The sequence below is a fragment of the Roseibium sp. genome (assembly GCF_048260565.1).
In the GTDB taxonomy this organism is placed as follows: Bacteria; Pseudomonadota; Alphaproteobacteria; order Rhizobiales; family Stappiaceae; genus Roseibium.
In genome coordinates this window covers 365,669-383,442 of the sequence record NZ_JBLXGP010000004.1, presented here as the reverse complement: position 1 = coordinate 383,442, position 17,774 = coordinate 365,669, and the positions used below count along the sequence as shown (strand labels likewise).

Sequence of the window (17,774 nt, the reverse complement as noted above, 5' to 3'; positions counted from 1 at the left end):
TTCTCCGCCCGCTACGGTTTCCCGCCAAGAGACGAAGCCGCTCCGCATGACTTCAGGAAAAACGCACTCATCGTCGTCATCCAGCCAGTCGGGACGAGGGAACTGGCGCCAACAGGCCCGGCTCTTCAGCGGTCTGGTTCTGTTCGCATTCTGCGTGTCCCATTTCCTGAATCACGCCCTTGGCATCTGGTCCGTGGCGGCAATGCGGGCCGGCGAGGCAATCCATCATTTTATCTGGGGCGAACTGCCGGGCCAGATCGTTCTGGTGACAGCCGCCGTCACTCATGTGGGTCTGGCCCTGTGGCGAACGACCCGGCGCCGGACGCTCAGACTGCCGCTCTGGGAAACCCTTCAGCTTATTCTGGGGCTCTACATACCCTGGACGCTCATTCCGCATGCCATTGCAACGGTCGGGCTGGATAACGCTTTCGACCTGCCAACCGATTACTCGGATACCCTGGCCCTGCTGTGGCCCGACAATGCGTTCGCCCAGTCCGTTCTTCTTCTGGTGGTCTGGACACATGCGATGATCGGGCTGCATTTCTGGCTGAGGCTGAAAGCCTGGTATCGTCCGTATCTGCCGCTTCTGTCCGCCGGAGCGGTCGCGTTCCCGCTTTTGTCCCTTTGGGGCTGGATCAGCGGCGCCCGGCAGCTTGCCGCGTCCGGCAACAGCAAGCCGGCAGTTGAAAACTGGCACCTGGACTGGGTCTATACGCTCGCCGACCAGGCCCGGGCGGTGATCTTCGGGCTGTTCTTTCTCAGTCTCGCCGTCGTGCTCGTCCGCATGGCCATACGGCAATTCGGCAAGACGATCACCATTGAATACCCGGGCAATCTCGTGGTCCGCACGGCTCCCGGCTCTTCCCTTCTGGAAATCAGCCGCGAAAACGGCATCGCCCACGCAGCGGTCTGCGGCGGACGTGCACGGTGTTCGACATGCCGGGTCAAGATCCTGGCCGGGGCTGAGAAACTCGAAGCGCCCGGTCAGGCCGAAGCGACCGTCCTGAAGCAGATCGGCGCCGACAACAGCGTCCGGCTGGCCTGTCAGATCCGGCCGACCGACGATCTGCAGGTACACCCGCTTATTCCGGTACGAGCGGCCGAACGGGGATCGCAGGCCCATCAGGACGCCTATTACTGGGGGGTGGAACGGCCCGTCGTCATCATGTTCGTCGACATTCGCGACTTTACCGGGCTCACGGAAAAAACCCTCTCCTTCGACGTGGTCTACCTGCTGAACCGCTATCTCGACCTGGTTTCCGACGAAATCCGCAAACAGGACGGCTATGTCGACAAGTTCATTGGCGACGGCATCATGGCGATCTTCGGCATGGAAACCGACCTTCGCGAAGGCGCCCGCCAGGCGCTGCGCGCCAGCAGGGAAATCGCCAAGGCGGTCAATGTCCTGAACAGCGAACGCGGCAACAACCTGCGTGAACCGCTGCGGATCGGAATCGGCCTGCATGCCGGGCCTGTCATCCTCGGCCGCATCGGCGCCGCCGGGGGGAGCGGCGAGCGCAGTTCGATCACCGCGCTCGGGGATGTGGTCAATACCGCAAGCCGTCTGGAGGCGGAAAACAAGACCCACGGCTCCCTGCTGACCTTGTCCGCCGCTGTCCTCAAGGCGGCCGAAGTCCGGCTTCCGGACTGCGAAACCCGGGAAATCGTGCTGCGCGGGAAAACCGTCCCCTTGCAAATCTATTCTCTGACGGATTTGGATAGGGAACCGGTTCCGGTTTGACCTGTTAGGGTCATCCCGTTTCGACCCTGCCCGCCTGGAGTGACTATTGGCCCGCACCTACACACCGCAGGAAATGCTCGCCGCCCTTGTCCGGTTCGATACCGTTTCCGACAAAAGCAATCTCGCCCTGGTCGATTTCGTCGCTGCATATCTGGAAGACCACGGCGTTGCCACGACGCGTGTCTTCGATGACACCGGCGAAAAGGCCTCGCTGTTTGCCATGATCGGCCCGGCGCAGCCCGATGGCGTGGTTCTGTCCGCCCATACGGACGTTGTGCCGGTCGCCAATCAGGAATGGACCTCGGATCCCTTCCGCCTGCGCGCCGAAAACGGCCGCCTCTATGGCCGCGGAACGGCCGACATGAAAGGTTTCGCGGCCACCGTACTGGCCCATGTCCCGAAAATGCTGGCGGCCGGCCTTACCCGGCCGATCCATATCGCTCTTTCCTACGACGAGGAAATCGGCTGTTTCGGCGCACCGCCGATGATTGAACGCATGCTTGCCGACGGCCCCAAACCTTCGGCCGTGATTGTCGGTGAGCCGACCAACATGAAGGCCGTAACCGGGCACAAGGGCATCGTCGTTCTGAAAACGAAGATCTTCGGTCATGCGGTCCATTCCAGCCAGCTGGACCGCGGCGTCTCGGCCATTTCGGTTGCCGCCCGCCTGATCGGTTGGCTGGACGGGCAAACCGCACAGAACAAGGCAGCGGCGGATGCGGACTGCCTTTTCGACCCGCCCTATACCACCTTGCACTGTGGAACGATCCGGGGCGGAGATGCGCATAACATCACGGCTGCGGAATGCGAATTCGTGACCGATATCCGGACCCTGCCGGAAGAACGCGGCGAGGACTGGCAGGCCCGGTACGAAACCTTTGTCGAAGAAGAGGTTCTGCCAGGCATGAAGGCGGTTTCCCCGTCCTGCCGCATCGAGATCACCCGGCTCGCGAATGTTCCGGGCCTCCGCCAGGAAACGGACGGCGAAGCGGAAATTCTCGCCCGCCGGCTGACCGGCGACAACGGCCGACATGTGGTGGTCTATGCGACCGAAGGCGGCCAGTTCCAGGATGCCGGTCTGTCCACAGTCGTGTGCGGCCCCGGATCGATCGATCAGGCCCATCAGGCAGATGAATACATCGAAGCGGCCGAGCTGGAAAAATGCGTCGCCTTCCTGGACGGTCTGTGTCGAAAATTATCCTAAATGCCGACTTTACAAGGGTTGGAACGTTCAGCCTCCGGTGCAATAGTGGGGCCTGTTGGTTTTACGGAGGCCAAGTCCCTGCTCGCAAACAGCCTTTGACAAAGAGGACAAAACCCGGAAACCGAAGACGTGAGGGGAACATGAAAACAAAATCACTCATCGTGGCAGCCGCCGCGTTCGTCGGGTTGGCAGTATCGTCAGCCCAGGCGGAAACACTCAAATTCGCCTTTCAGGGCACGCTGAATACACTCGATCCCTACAGCCTGAACGAGACCTTCACGCTGTCCGCCCTTGGCAACACCTATGAGGGCCTGACCCGGCGTAACGAAAAGCTGGAAATCGAGCCGTCGCTCGCCGAAAGCTGGGAAGTCATTGAGCCGAACCGCTGGCGTTTCCATCTGCGCAAGGGCGTGAAGTTCCAGAACGGCAACGACTTTACCGCGGAAGATGTCGCCTTTTCGCTGAAACGCCTCCATAGCGAGGGGTCGGATCTCGCAAAGCGCGTCAATGCGGACGTGAAGCTGGAGATCGTCGACGACCATACGGTCGACTTTGTCCTTCCGGGCCCGAACCCGATCCTGCCTTACGAGTGGGACACCTGGTACATCATGGACAAGGAGTGGACCGAGGCAAACGATGCGGTTGCGATCACATCCGCTTCCGACACCACTTCGAACTATGCGGCCCTTCACGCCAACGGCACCGGTCCGTTCAAGATCGTCAGCCATGAGCCGGGCGTGAAGACCGTCTATGAAAAATACGACGGCTGGTGGGACAAGCCGACCCACAATCTCGACACGGTCGAGTTCACCCCGATCGGCTCCGACGCGACCCGCGTCGCCGCCCTGCTCTCGGGCGAACTGGACATGGTCTATCCGATCCCGGTTCAGGACGTGAAACGGGTCGAGAGCAACCAGGGTACCCGGGCGCTGACCGGTCCGGAACTGCGCACCATCTTCCTTGGCATGGACCAGATGCGTGACGAGTTGCTGTATTCGAACGTGAAGGGCAAGAACCCGTTCAAGGACGTCCGGGTGCGCAAGGCCTTCTATCAGGCGATCGACATCGACGCGATCAAGGCCAAGGTGATGCGCAATCTGGCGGAGCCGTCGGCCCTGATGATTTCGCCGTTCCTGTACGCGCGCTCCGACGAGTTCAAGCGGTTCCCCTATGACCCGAAGGCCGCCAAGGAACTGCTTACGGAGGCCGGCTACCCGGACGGGTTCGAGGTCGGTATGGACTGCCCGAACGACCGCTACGTCAATGACGAGGCGATCTGCCAGGCCGTCGCCGCCATGCTCGCCCGCATCGGCGTCAAGGTCGACCTGAACGCCCAGCCCAAGGCGAAATACTTCGCCAAGGTGCTGGCAGCGGCCGGCTACGACACGTCCTTCTACCTGCTCGGCTGGACCCCGGGGTCCTTCGACAGCTGGAACATCCTCGACAACCTGATCCAGTGCCGGGACGAAAAAGGAAACGGCGGCGCCTTCAACCTTGGCGGCTACTGCAACAAGAAGGTTGACGCGCTCGCCGACGAGATCCTCGTGGAAAACGATCAGGCCAAGCGCGACGCCCTGATTGCGGAAGCGTTCACGATCTCAAACGACGAGGTCTCCCACATCCCGCTGCATCAGCAGGCGCTTGCCTGGGGTGTTCGTGATGGCGTCGAACTCGCCCAGCGCGCCGACAACCAGTTCCTGTTCCGCTTCGTCACCAAGAAGTAACCCGGACCTGAAACCCGCATCCCCGGTCTCCGGACGGGGGATGCCCAATACCGAAGAAAAGGGCCGTCATGCTTGGTTTCGCGGTAGGTCGTCTCATGCAGGCGATCGTTGTCATGCTGGTCGTGGCCCTGCTGTCGTTTTCCCTGTTCCGTTTTGTCGGCGACCCCGTGAACATGATGGTCGGGATCGAGACGTCGATCCAGGAACGCGAAGCCCTGCGGGAACGTCTCGGCCTGAACGACCCGATCCCGATCCAGTTCGGCCGCTTCGTCGTCAATGCGGCCCAATTCGATTTCGGCACGTCCTACCAGTTCCGACAGCCGGTCAGCGAGTTGTTCGCCAAGCGGATCCCCGCGACCCTCGAGCTTTCCTTCGTATCGGCGCTGTTTGCCCTGGTGGTGGGCATTCCCATGGGCATCTATGCCGGGCTGAACCGGGATTCGCCGCTGTCGAAACTGTTCCTGTCCGTGTCCCTGGTGGGGATATCCCTGCCGACATTCTTCATCGGGATCCTGTTGATCTTCCTGTTTTCCGTCACGCTGCAATGGCTGCCGAGTTTCGGACGCGGCGAAGTGGTCAAGCTCGGATCCTGGTGGACAACCGGACTGCTGACATGGTCCGGGATCAAGGCGCTTATCCTGCCGTCGATCACCCTCGGCCTGTTCCAGATGACATTGATCATGCGCCTGATCCGGGCGGAAATGCTGGAAGTCATCCGCACCGACTACATCAAGTTCGCCCGCGCCCGCGGCCTGCCCGACCGGATTGTGCATTTCCGGCACGCGCTGAAAAACACCCTCGTTCCGGTGATCACGATCACCGGCCTGCAGCTCGGGTCGATCATCGCTTTCGCTACGATCACCGAGACCGTCTTCCAGTGGCCGGGGATGGGGATCATGTTCCTGCAAGCGGTGCAGAACGTCGATATCCCGATCATGTCCGCCTATCTGCTGCTGACGGCGTTTCTGTTCGTCGTCATCAACTTCGTCGTCGACATTCTCTATTTCCTGGTCGATCCGCGCCTGCGGGTCGAGCGGGCCTGACAAGGAGACCGCGCCCATGTCTGACGTCTCCAACAAGGACGCCAAGGATCCCGAAGCTGCGCCCGGCCTCTTTGCCCGGATCATCGACAGCGACATGTTCCACTCGTTTTTACGCTCGCGCATCACCGTGCTGGCGGCGATCGGCACGCTGCTTCTGTTTTTCGTGGCTTTTTTCGCGCCGCTGGTGTCGCCACACGATCCGTTCGACCTGGCCTCGGTGTCCATTCTGGACGCCCGGGTGCCGCCGTTCTGGATGGAATTTGCTGATCCCCGGTTTCCGCTGGGCACGGACGATCAGGGCCGGGATATCATTTCCGCGATCTTCTACGGTATGCGGATCTCGCTGATCGTCGGCATTTGTTCGGTGTTTCTGGCAGCCGCTCTCGGCATCACCCTCGGGCTGGTTGCCGGTTACATGGGCGGCCGGGTGGATGCGTTCATCATGCGCATTGCCGACATCCAGCTCACGTTCCCGGCGATTCTGATAGCGCTTCTGGTGGACGGGGCCGCGCATGGCATATTCGGCACCCTTAACCGGGAAGTGTTCTCCTTCTGGATCCTGATCTTCTCCATCGCGCTATCGTTCTGGGTGCAATATGCCCGTACCGTGCGCGGCTCGACCATGGTGGAGAAGAACAAGGAATATGTGCAGGCCGCCCGGGTGATCGGCATTCCCTCCGTCACCATCATGGTCCGCCACATCCTGCCCAACGTCACCGGACCGGTGCTGGTGATCGCCACCATCAACCTCGCGATCGCCATCGTCACGGAAGCGACCCTGTCGTTCCTGGGCGTCGGCATGCCTCCGACCCAGCCCTCGCTCGGAACGCTGATCGCCATCGGCAACGACTTCCTCTACTCCGGCGAATGGTGGATCGCGATCTTCCCCGGCCTGGCGCTGGCCCTGCTCGTCCTCAACGTCAACCTCCTGGGCGACTGGCTGCGCGACGCCCTCAACCCGAAACTGCGGTGAGGCCATGAGCGTTCTTCAGATCCGCGATCTCAAGGTCGAGTTTCCGAGCCGCAAATCCACATTCGTTGCGGTGGAGGGCGTCGATCTGTCCTTGGAAGCCGGCAAGATCCTCGGCGTCGTCGGCGAAAGCGGTGCCGGCAAGTCCACCGTCGGCAATGCGGTGATCGGCCTCCTCGCCGAACCCGGGCGCATAGCCGAAGGCGAGATCTATCTCCACGGCCAGCGGATCGACAGCCTGCCGGAAAAGCAGAAACGGCTGTTGCGGGGCCGGAAGATCGGCATGATCTTTCAGGATCCGCTCACCTCGCTCGATCCGCTCCAGACGGTGGAATCCCAGCTGATGGAAACCATCCGCACCCATCTGGCGCTGACCCGGGACGAGGCCAGGACTCGAGCCATCGAACTGATCGACGCGGTCGGCATTCCCGATGCGCCTGAACGGATCAAGCAGTATCCGCACCAGTTTTCCGGCGGCATGCGCCAGCGGGTCGTGATCGCGCTCGCCCTGTGTGCGGAACCGGAACTCGTCATCGCCGACGAGCCGACGACGGCGCTCGACGTGTCGATCCAGGCCCAGATCCTGGAACTGATGAAAAAGCTCTGCGCCGAGCGTCATGTGGCCATGCTGGTGATCACCCACGACATGGGTGTCATTGCGGATATCACCGACCACGTGGCGGTGATGTATCGAGGCAAGCTGGTCGAATACGGCGAGACCACCCAGGTGCTAGGCTCGCCCGAGCACCCCTATACCAAGAGCCTGATTTCCGCCGTTCCCCGTCCGGATATTCGCATCGAGCGGTTTCCGGTGGTCGATTATATCGAAAAGGCGGGCACGCCGACCCGGCAGATCGACATCGCCACCCATTGGCTGGGCAAGGCCCGCGCCTACGATAAGGCCGAAGGGTCTCTCTTGAAGATCAGCGACCTCAGCATGCGGTTCCAGGTGGCCGGTTCGATCTTTCCGTCCCGCAGGCGTTATTTCGACGCGGTCAGGTCGGTCAGCTTCGACATCGCGGAAGGCGAAACCTTCGGTCTCGTCGGCGAAAGCGGATCGGGCAAGTCGACCATCGCCCGGTTGATCACCGGTCTTTATCACCCGACCGGCGGATCGATCCGCTTCGCCGGGCAGGAGCTCACCGAACTGAGCAACCGCAAGCAGATCCTCGCCATGCGCCGGCAGATGCAGATGATCTTCCAGGATCCGTTCTCGTCGCTGAATGCCCGGATGCGGGTGTGCAGCATCATCGCGGAGCCGATCAAATTTCATCGGCTTGCCTCCTCCAACGGGGAAGTCCGGCAGATCGTGGACGACCTTCTCGATCATGTCGGCCTGGGAGCGGCTGCCGGCGAGAAGTTTCCCCACGAGTTCTCCGGAGGTCAGCGCCAGCGGATTTCGATCGCGCGCGCGCTTGCGACCCGTCCCCGGTTCCTGGTCTGCGACGAACCGACCTCCGCCCTGGACGTATCCATCCAGGCCCAGATCCTCAACCTGCTGAAGGACCTGCAGCAGGAGCTGGGCCTGACCATGCTGTTCATCAGCCATGACCTCGCCGTCATCCGGCAGATGTGCAACCGGGTCGGGGTGATGCGGCACGGCGAACTGTGCGAAGTCGCCGATTGCGATGCGCTGTTCGAAACACCGCAACATCCCTATACGCGCGAGTTGCTCAGCCTGATGCCGTCGCTCGATCTGCTGTCCATGGAAAATCTGGAAACCGCCTGAACGGCGGACGAAATTGACGGAAAAGAAAAAGGGAGGGGGCAAGCCCCCTCCCGATCTGGATGAAAAGATTTGAGGTCAAATCCTGCGGCTCTGAAATCCCGCGAGCCACTTCAAATTACAAGAAGCATATTAGCCGAATTAACCCGCCTGGAAAAGTAGATTTAAGCTAATTTCATCGAATACGCTGCGTAAATTTATGTCACATTAACCAACACTTGGAGCTTCCATTAACCGATCCGATCTACGTGCTGCGATTCATAAGATTTCCTAATGTATTTAAGATTTTAGTTTGGGAACCAGCGTGTTTACGAGGTCTTTTTCAGGTGAACTTACTTTCAGCTTCCTGAAAGTTGCAACGCATTCGATCACAAGCGCCTGATTTTTGTTCAGAACGGCACGTCGGCGCCAAACGGCCGCAGTATGATGTCCGTAACTCAAAAACTCCGCGCCCGGAGACCATCTTCGCTATAAACGCGGCTTTACAGAACGCTGTCCGGGTGATGTTAATCGATTCAAACCGGAACAGCCGGTCAAGAATGAGGGAGAGGCTTCATGAGCGGTTCAAAACATCCACGCCTGAGATCCACCGCCTGGTTCAATAACTCGGACAATCCGGCGATGACGGCCCTCTATATCGAGCGGTATCTGAACTACGGTCTCACGCGGGAGGAGCTGCAATCGGGAAAGCCCATTATCGGCATTGCCCAGACCGGGTCCGACCTGTCCCCCTGCAACCGCCATCATCTGGAACTGGCCAAGCGCGTACGTGAGGGCATTCGCGAGGCGGGCGGTATCTGTTTCGAATTTCCGGTGCATCCGATCCAGGAAACGGGCAAGCGGCCAAACGCGGCGCTTGACCGGAACCTCGCCTATCTCGGCCTTGTGGAGCTTCTGTTCGGCTATCCGATCGACGGCGTGGTTCTGTCCATCGGCTGCGACAAGACAACGCCTGCCTGCCTGATGGCCGCGGCCACGGTCAATATTCCGGCAATCGCGCTTTCCGTCGGTCCGATGCTGAACGGCTGGCACAAGGGCGAGCGCACCGGGTCCGGCACGATCGTCTGGAAGGCCCGCGAAATGCTGGCCGCAGGCGAAATCGACTATGAAGGCTTCATGGAGCTTGTGGCTTCCTCCGCCCCGTCGGTCGGCTACTGCAACACCATGGGCACGGCCACCACCATGAACTCGCTCGCCGAAGCCCTTGGCATGCAATTGCCGGGCTCCGCCGCGATCCCCGCCCCCTACCGGGAACGGGGACAGATGGCCTACGAGACCGGAAAACGCATCGTGGACATGGTGCACGAGGATATGAAACCCTCCGACATCATGACCCGCGAAGCCTTCGAGAACGCCATCGTGGTCAATTCGGCCATCGGCGGCTCGACCAACGCGCCGATCCACCTCAACGCCATTGCCAGCCACCTGGGCGTACCGCTCGACAACGACGACTGGCAGGCCGTCGGTCACGAGATCCCGCTTCTGGTCAATCTCCAGCCGGCTGGCGACTATCTCGGCGAGGATTATCATCACGCCGGCGGCGTTCCGGCCGTCGTCAACGAACTGATGCGCGTCGGTAAACTGCCTCATCCGGGCGCGAAGACGGTCAACGGCCAGTCCATCGGCGAGAACTGCGAGAATGCGGAAATCCTGATTTCCGACGTCATCCGAAGCTACGATGACCCTTTGACGGAAAATGCCGGCTTCCTGAACCTGAAGGGCAATCTGTTCGACAGCGCGATCATGAAGACCAGCGTGATTTCCGACGAGTTCCGAGACCGCTATCTGTCCAATCCGGACGACCCGGAGGCTTTCGAGGGCCGGGCGATCGTGTTCGAAGGGCCCGAGGACTATCACGACAATATCGACGATCCGGATCTCAACATCGACGAAAACTGCATGCTCTTCATCCGCGGCACCGGTCCGATCGGGTATCCGGGCGGGGCGGAAGTGGTCAATATGCAGCCGCCGGCGGCCCTCATCAAGAAAGGCATTCATTCGCTGCCGTGCATCGGCGATGGCCGCCAGTCGGGCACGTCCGGATCCCCGTCGATCCTGAATGCATCTCCGGAAGCGGCCGCCATGGGCGGGCTCGCCCTTATCCAGACCGGTGACATGGTGCGGATCGACCTGGGCAAGGGAACCGCCGATATCCTGATTTCGGACGAAGAACTTGCGAAACGACGTTCGGATCTGGAAGCCGAGGGCGGTTTTGCCTATGCTGATCATCAGACGCCCTGGCAGGAGATCCAGCGCGGCATGGTCGACCAGTTCGACAAGGGCATGGTGCTGAAGCCCGCCGTCAAATACCAGGATGTGGCACACACGAAAGGCCTGCCAAGAGACAACCACTAGTATATTATCTGATTTATACAACTGGATTGACATCCGGTATCAGACTGGAGGTTTCCCATGCAGACGATCGAAAACCGCCGTACCCGCTTCAAGGCGCTTCATGCGGAGCGCCGCGCCTTTCTCATGCCGAATCCGTACAACATCGGCACCACCCGCATTCTGGAGGGCCTGCGCTTCGAGGCGCTGGCCACGACCAGCGCCGGCTTTGCCTTCACCCACGGGCTGAAGGATGCGGAGGGGCTGATCACGCGCGACATGGCGCTGACCCATGCCCAGACAATCGTTGGCGCCTCCACGCTGCCGGTCAGCGGGGACATGGAAAACGGCTTCGGCGACAGTCCGGAAGACGTCGTCGAGACCATCCGCGGCGCCATCGAGGTGGGCCTCAGCGGCTGCTCGATCGAGGACTTCTCGCCCGATCCGCTCAATCCCTATTACGAATTCGGCCTGGCGGTGGAGCGGATAAAGGCCGCGGTCGATGCCCGGAACCGCCTTGCGCCGGATTTTGTCCTGACGGCCCGCAGCGAGGCGCAGGTCAGGACGGACGACAATCTGCGCGAAACGATCAAACGTCTCCAGGCCTTTGCCGATGCCGGCGCCGATTGCGTCTATGCCCCCGGCCTCATTGAAAAGCAGCATATTGAAGCCGTGCTCGCGGAAGTCCCGGCACCGCTGAACATCCTGGCCGGACGGAAGAATTTTCACCTGACCCGCAAGGAACTGGAGGACATGGGTGTGACCCGCGTCTCCATCGGCAGCGGCCTTGCCCGCATCGCCTTCGGGGCCTTCACCGCGGCTGCGGAAAGCCTGAAGGACAGCGGCAGTTTCGGCTGTTTCGACCGGGAGGAAGGTATGGAGGACTTCGACCTGTTCATGAAGGGCCGCTTGTAAAAGCCTCTCCCGGACATCGGCGCCTCCAAGACCTTGAGACTTGAAATAAAAGTTATTTCCGTCAGTATTTTACGGCGGATCGTTTGATAGCAATTGCATTGAATTTTTTAAAAACAGGCCCCCGGATTTCTTATGAAGGACATTGAATTTGTCTGACGCCCTGACGCCGCCCGAGCATGCCGAAGGGGAAGATCAGCCGAAGGTATTCGTTTCCTACTCGCGCAAGGACCGCGAGAAGGCCCATCGCATTTCCAAGGTGCTTGCCGACCGCAATCTCGGCGTTTTCCGGGATACGGAGGATATTCTCCCGACCGAGGAGTGGCGTGACCGGCTGGAGCAGCTGATCCGCGAGGCCGACACGATCATCTTCCTCTTGAGCCCGGCTTCGGCGACTTCCGAGGTCTGCGCCTGGGAGATCGAGCTCGCCCATCAACTGGAAAAGCGCATCGCGCCGATCGTGATCGAAGACGTTCCGGGCGAGGACATCCCGCCGATCCTTGCACGGCTGAACTTCATTTTCTGCACGGACCGGGATCCCTTCGAGGATGCGGTCGACAGCGTCGTTTCCGCGGTCAACACGGATATCGACTGGATACGGGAACATACGCGGCTCGCCGGTCTTGCGCGGCGGTGGCGGCAATCCGGGGAGCGGCGCTCCCTGCTGCTGAGAGGCGCGGACATTGCCGACGCGGAACGCTGGCGCGACGAGCGTGTCCGCGACGCTCCGCAGATCACGCCGGACCAGACCACATTCATCACCGAAAGCCGTCGCAACGCCCAGCGCCAGCAAAAGCTGACGCTTGCCCTGTCTCTGGCAGCCGTCGTTGTCGGACTGGCCCTGGCCGCGACGGCATTCTGGCAGCGCAGTGTGGCGTTGACCCAGCGCAACGACGCGCTCAAGGCGCAGTCGCTCTACCTGGCGGATCTGTCACAGGAGGCTCTTGCGCGGGGCGACACGACCATGGCGATCCTGAGCGCGATCGAGGCCCTGCCGGATACCTCTTCGACCGACCCGCAACAACGCAACAGGCCCTATGTCGCAGCCGCCCGGATGGCCCTGACCGAGGCGATGGCGGAGAGGCGGGAACTGCACACGTTGCGTTTTCCGCAGCCCACGTCCAACGCAGACGCGGAATTTTCGCCCGACGGCCAACGGATCCTGAGTTCCGATTTTTCGCAGGCCGTCCTGTTCGATGCCGGGACCGGCAAACAGATTGCCGTTCTCGACTTCCATGGCAAGAAAGGCTCCTACAACATCCATTTTTCGCCAGACGGGAAACTGATTACAGCCGCGTATCTGACAGCAAACGGCGGAGGTGCCGGCATATGGGACGGCCGGACAGGCGCTCATCTTACGGACTTGTCGTCCGGAGTGGAAATTACCGGTATCGCCTTTTCACCGGACGGCAACATCATGGCCGCGTCGGGCACAGCCCGTTTTGACAATCGCATCCAGACCGCCATTCAGCTTTGGGATGCGCACACGTTTGCCCCCATTCGAACCCTCATGCTGAAACCGGGGCTCATTCCGGCCCGCGGCGTTACGTTTTCCAAAGACGGCAAGCGGTTGCTTACGGCACGCGGAGAGCAGATCGACGTGGCGACCGGCGCTGCCGTCTACACCATCGAAGGCAGCGAGACGAAAATCGAGCAGGCGATTTTCGCACCGGACGACACGGAAATTCTGGTCGACGCGGAAGGCGGAGTGGAACGGCGGAAGGCATCCGACGGATCCCTGATCGCCCGGCACTATGGCGCCGACCTGGGCAAGACAGCCCGTTATTCACCGGACGGATCGGTCTTCATCTATCAGGACCTGGAACATCAGGAACTTTTCGTGGTGGACCGGGAAAGCAGCCATGTCCGGTTTTCAATTCCCTATTTTGAAAGCTCGCCGATCGAGCACACGGATTTCTCCCCGGACAGCCAGTATCTCGCCACCGCCTCCCAAAACGGCAATGCCCGCGTCTGGAATCTGGCGGAGAAGAGCCTTGTGACTTCGCTGATCGGGCACCAAGTCAGTATCTACGACATCTCTTTTTCAGCGGACGGGCGTCACGTCCTCACGGCCTCCGAGGATGACACGGCACGCATATGGGACGCTGCGACCGGCGAAACGGTCACTGTACTTTACGGACACACATCCGATGTGAAGAAAGCCAGGTTTTCGCCGGACGGGGCAACCATCCTGACATCCGGCTATGACGGAACCGCCCGGCTGTGGGACTGGCGCCGTGCGGCCAATGCGCCTGCAATCCCCGAAAGCGCAGGCGCCAGCTCCTTCCTGAAAGGGGGCGAGCAGATCATCGTGGGGCCCTGGGGTACTCCGGAACGTCCGATCACGATCCGAGACAGCCGGACCGGCGAACTGGTCAAGACGCTTCCGCATACCTCCAACCTGATTGCCGCGGCAAACGGAAGCATTTTCGTGAGCGGGGATTATTCGAACGCGACGGTCTGGGATGGAGACACTCTGGAAAAACGGTTTTCCCTTCCCGGCACCGGGTGGAACCTCCGCTCGGATGAAGGAAGCCTGGTCAGTTCGAACGGGCACATCCTTGCCCTGGCGAAAGTCGATGGCAAATTCGAAATCCGGAATGACAAAGGCGAAGTGTTGCTTGAGGGCAGTCATCCCCAGGCTCTGCCACTCGCCATTTCCGCGGATGATCGACTGGTCGCGACAGGGGACCGCAGCGGTGTCTTGCGCGTCTGGGACATTTCAACCGGAAAATACCAATCCTACGAGGGACACAAGGACTGGATCAGGGACGCCAAATTCACAAAGGACGGAAAGCGCATCGTCACGGCATCGAGTGACGGCGATGCACGGGTATGGGACCTTGCCACGGGTGAGAGCCAGCATTACCCGGTAGAACCGGGCAAGAATTGGCCTGCCATGCGGGTTGCCCTGTCTCCGGACGGGCAATTTGCTGCCGTGGGCGGCGTTTCCCGCAACCTGCTTCTGATCAACATAGCAACCAACGAGGTTGCTGGACGTTTCCCGACCGAAAGCTACCTCAGTACCGTCCATTCCCTGAAATTCTCTCCGGACAGCAAAACGCTCGCCATCGGCTTCGGCCATGGTGAAATTCGTCTTCTCGACACCGCTACAGGGGCGGTCGTCGGCCGGCACCGGCGCCACACGGACCACGTCCGTGATCTCCGGTTTTCTCCCGACGGGGGACTGATCGCCACATCCTCGTGGGACAATACGGTCAACCTACTGCCGTTCTGGCCGACGCTTGAGGATCTTCTGAGCGCCGCAAAGGAAACGGCCCCGCGCTGCCTGACGGACGCGGAACGGAAAATCCTGCATGTAACGGAAACAAGACCGGAGTGGTGCGGTGACCGCTAAAAACATCCCTCACCCGGCACCGAGGCCGGCCGTTCCTGAGGACGCTTCGCGCCTGCTCAGCCTTGCCGAGCGGGCCTATGCGCCCTGGGTCGAGGTCATCGGAGCGGTTCCCCTGCCGATGACGGCCGACTACGGGTCGTTCATCGCAGACCACGAAGTCTGGGTGACCGGCCCCGAAGAGGCCCCATCGGGAGCGCTTGTACTCGTCAAGGAACCCGACCATCTGCTGTTGTGGAGCATCGCTGTCGACCCTGCCGCCAAGGGGACCGGACTGGGCAATTTTCTTCTGAATTTCACGCTGAATCGTGCGGAGGAACTGGGTCTGCCGGAGGTGCGGCTGTTCACCAATGTGCTGATGGACACGAACCGCGCCTGGTACGCCCGTCACGGTTTCCTCGAGACCGGCCGCAAGCAGATCGGCGACAAGCACGTGGTCTACATGGCGCGTCCGGTCGAACCAGGCAGCGAACACAATCCCGTGTGAACGGCCTTTCCGGCACAGGAACGCCGGATTAATCTCTAAAAAATATCGAAACTCCGGAAGGGATTGGAATGGTCAAGGTACTGGTGATCGGTGCGGCCGGAATGGTCGGGCGCAAACTCGTCGACCGGCTGGTTTCGGAACAAAACCTGGGCGGCCGGGAGATCAGCGAACTCCTGCTGGCCGATGTCGTCGCCCCCTCAGCACCTGCCGGCGCTCCCTGCCCGGTTGAAACGATCGCCTGCGACTTTTCCGAACCCGGACAGGCAGAGACCCTGATCGCCAAGCGGCCGGAGATCATCTTTCATCTGGCGGCCATCGTTTCCGGCGAAGCGGAGGCGGATTTCGAGAAGGGATACCGGATCAACCTGCACGGAACGCAGCGGCTGTTCGAGGCGATCCGGCTCGCAGGCGACGGCTACTGCCCGCGGGTGGTGTTCACGTCCTCCATCGCCGTCTTCGGAGCCCCGTTCCCGGACCCGATCCCGGACGACTTCCACCTGACCCCGCTCACCTCCTATGGCACGCAGAAGGCGATCGGCGAGCTTCTGCTTGCCGACCTTACCCGCCGGGGCATGATGGACGGCATCGGCATCCGCCTGCCGACCGTGGTGGTCCGGCCCGGAAAGCCCAATGCCGCCGCCTCGGGTTTCTTCTCCGGCATCATCCGCGAACCGCTGAACGGACAGGAAGCGAAACTCCCGGTCAGTGACGACGTGCTGCACTGGATGGCAAGCCCGCGCGCCTCGGTCGGATTCCTGATCCATGCCGCCAATATGGACGGCGAAAAGATCGGCCCGCGCCGCAGCCTGACCATGCCGGGCCTGCCGGTCACCGTGGGCGAGGAAATCGACGCCCTGCGCAGGATCGGCGGCGAGGCCAGGGTCAAGCTGATCCGCCGCGAGCCGGATGAAACCGTGCAGCGGATCGTGGCCGGCTGGCCACGCCAGTTCGATGCCGCCCGCGCGGTGAGCCTGGGCTTCCAGGTGGATGCCTCGTTCTATGAGATCGTCCGCATCTACATCGAGGAAGAAGGCATAAATCTCTAGGCGGGCCGCTCGCCGACGTAGGCTGCGCGAGGCCGGATCTGCTCAGGGACCCGGTACTGTTCCAGGGCATGGGCGATCCAGCCGACGATCCGGCCGCCGCAGAACAGAAGCTTGCCGGCGCCTTCGGGAAGCGCGAATGCCTTTTGCGCGGCGGCCAACGCGAAATCGATGTTGGGCTTCAGGCCATAAAGGTCGTTGCCGGCTTCAACAATGGCCGGCAGCAGGTCGACGAAGGGCAACCCGCCCGCCTGTTCCTTCAGGATCGCCAGCAAGCACTCCGCGCGCGGGTCCGGGCCGGTATAGACCGCATGACCGAAACCGGGCAGAGGTTCGCCGCGCGCCAGCCGTCCGCCGATCACCCGCTCGATGTCTTCAGCCTCATCGATTTCCTCAAGCCAGGCCGACACCCGGTCGGAAGCCGCGCCGTGACGCGGGCCGGAAAAGGCGCCGAGGCCGGACAAAAGCGTGGCATGGAGCGGCGCGCGGGTGGAAGCAGCACAGCGAACGGCAAAGGCGCTGGTGTTGAGTTCATGATCGGCGACGAGCACCAGGGCCGCCCGCAGAACCGGCGCCACGGAGGGCTCCACGGTCCAGGCCTTCGTAAATTGCTCATGGACCGGATCGGCATCCGGGTCTGTGCCCAGAAGCGCAGCGACGCCATAGCGCAGCAGGCCCGCGCCTTTTTCCGCAAGAAGATTGGGTGAAAGAGTATAGGCCGCCCGGTCCTGCGCCGACCAGGCGGCAACCGCCATCATCAGCCGGTCGATCGGCCCCAGCGCCGGATTCGCCGGCGGCGGCGCGGGCACCTGACCGGCGAACGGATCGCTGTCGCAGTCCCATAACAGGGTCGCCACCGCCTCCAGCGTCGAGGACCGGGCAAGGACAGTGGCCGAATGGCCTCGATAGAACGGCCCGCCTTCCGCGATCAGCGTCAGCCGGGTTTCCAGCACCTCGTCTCCGGAGAGCGGACGGGAGCCGCCTTCGCCAGGCCCGTCCTTTCGCCCCTGTAACCTGCGCACATCCGACGCGTCGTAGCGGCGCTGCTTGCCGGGACCGGGAATGGAACGGATCAGCCCGCGGCTGACATAGGCGTAAAGCGTCTGGGGACGCACCCCGAGTTCGGTTGCCGCTTCCGCGGCAGAGAGATAGATCGGTGTCGACATATATTGATTGTATTTATCAATATTGACGATATCAACTCCGTTCGATTTGAGTGTCGCCATCCAGAAAAGGAG

The 17,774-nt window shown here is 61.4% G+C and carries 12 protein-coding genes; 11 read left to right on the top strand and 1 reads right to left on the bottom strand.

The features are described from left to right. Positions 1–46: 46 nt before the first annotated feature. The 11 genes from ACN0SO_RS12715 (at position 47) to denD (ending at position 16,539) form a co-directional block, all read left to right on the top strand. Complete coding sequence (locus ACN0SO_RS12715; RefSeq protein ID WP_417678176.1) at positions 47–1,741, top strand: adenylate/guanylate cyclase domain-containing protein; 1,695 nt, start codon at positions 47–49, stop codon at positions 1,739–1,741. A 46-nt stretch (positions 1,742–1,787) separates the two neighbouring features. Continuing rightward, positions 1,788–2,945: an acetylornithine deacetylase gene (gene argE, locus ACN0SO_RS12710; RefSeq protein ID WP_417678174.1), complete on the top strand. Its 1,158-nt coding sequence runs from the start codon at positions 1,788–1,790 to the stop codon at positions 2,943–2,945. Positions 2,946–3,085: 140 nt separating this feature from the next. Then, entirely contained in the window at positions 3,086–4,669 is a 1,584-nt protein-coding gene (locus ACN0SO_RS12705; RefSeq protein ID WP_417678172.1) for an ABC transporter substrate-binding protein, read from the top strand. Between the two features lie 68 nt (positions 4,670–4,737). After that, entirely contained in the window at positions 4,738–5,712 is a 975-nt protein-coding gene (locus ACN0SO_RS12700) for an ABC transporter permease (protein ID WP_417678170.1), read from the top strand. Between the two features lie 16 nt (positions 5,713–5,728). Then, positions 5,729–6,685, top strand: a complete 957-nt coding sequence (locus ACN0SO_RS12695) for an ABC transporter permease (protein WP_417678168.1) — start codon at positions 5,729–5,731, stop codon at positions 6,683–6,685. A 4-nt stretch (positions 6,686–6,689) separates the two neighbouring features. After that, positions 6,690–8,411 carry an ABC transporter ATP-binding protein gene (locus ACN0SO_RS12690; RefSeq protein ID WP_417678166.1) on the top strand — a complete coding sequence of 574 codons (1,722 nt, stop codon included), beginning with the start codon at positions 6,690–6,692 and terminating at the stop codon, positions 8,409–8,411. Between the two features lie 552 nt (positions 8,412–8,963). After that, a complete protein-coding gene (locus ACN0SO_RS12685; protein WP_417678164.1) occupies positions 8,964–10,763 on the top strand; it encodes an IlvD/Edd family dehydratase in 1,800 nt (599 codons plus the stop codon). Positions 10,764–10,820: 57 nt separating this feature from the next. After that, entirely contained in the window at positions 10,821–11,654 is an 834-nt protein-coding gene (locus ACN0SO_RS12680) for an isocitrate lyase/PEP mutase family protein (RefSeq protein WP_417678162.1), read from the top strand. 148 nt (positions 11,655–11,802) lie between these two features. Next, positions 11,803–15,009 carry a toll/interleukin-1 receptor domain-containing protein gene (locus ACN0SO_RS12675; protein ID WP_417678160.1) on the top strand — a complete coding sequence of 1,069 codons (3,207 nt, stop codon included), beginning with the start codon at positions 11,803–11,805 and terminating at the stop codon, positions 15,007–15,009. Continuing rightward, positions 14,999–15,493: a GNAT family N-acetyltransferase gene (locus ACN0SO_RS12670; RefSeq protein WP_417678158.1), complete on the top strand. Its 495-nt coding sequence runs from the start codon at positions 14,999–15,001 to the stop codon at positions 15,491–15,493. The genes ACN0SO_RS12675 and ACN0SO_RS12670 overlap by 11 nt, the downstream gene beginning before the upstream one ends. A gap of 68 nt (positions 15,494–15,561) precedes the next feature. Continuing rightward, positions 15,562–16,539, top strand: coding sequence for a D-erythronate dehydrogenase (gene denD / locus ACN0SO_RS12665; RefSeq protein ID WP_417678156.1), 978 nt, complete (start codon positions 15,562–15,564; stop codon positions 16,537–16,539). On the opposite strand, the gene ACN0SO_RS12660 is transcribed toward denD, so the two are convergent. Further along, a complete protein-coding gene (locus ACN0SO_RS12660) occupies positions 16,536–17,702 on the bottom strand; it encodes a citrate/2-methylcitrate synthase (RefSeq protein WP_417678154.1) in 1,167 nt (388 codons plus the stop codon). The two genes, denD and ACN0SO_RS12660, sit on opposite strands and share 4 nt — an antisense overlap. Positions 17,703–17,774 lie beyond the last annotated feature (72 nt).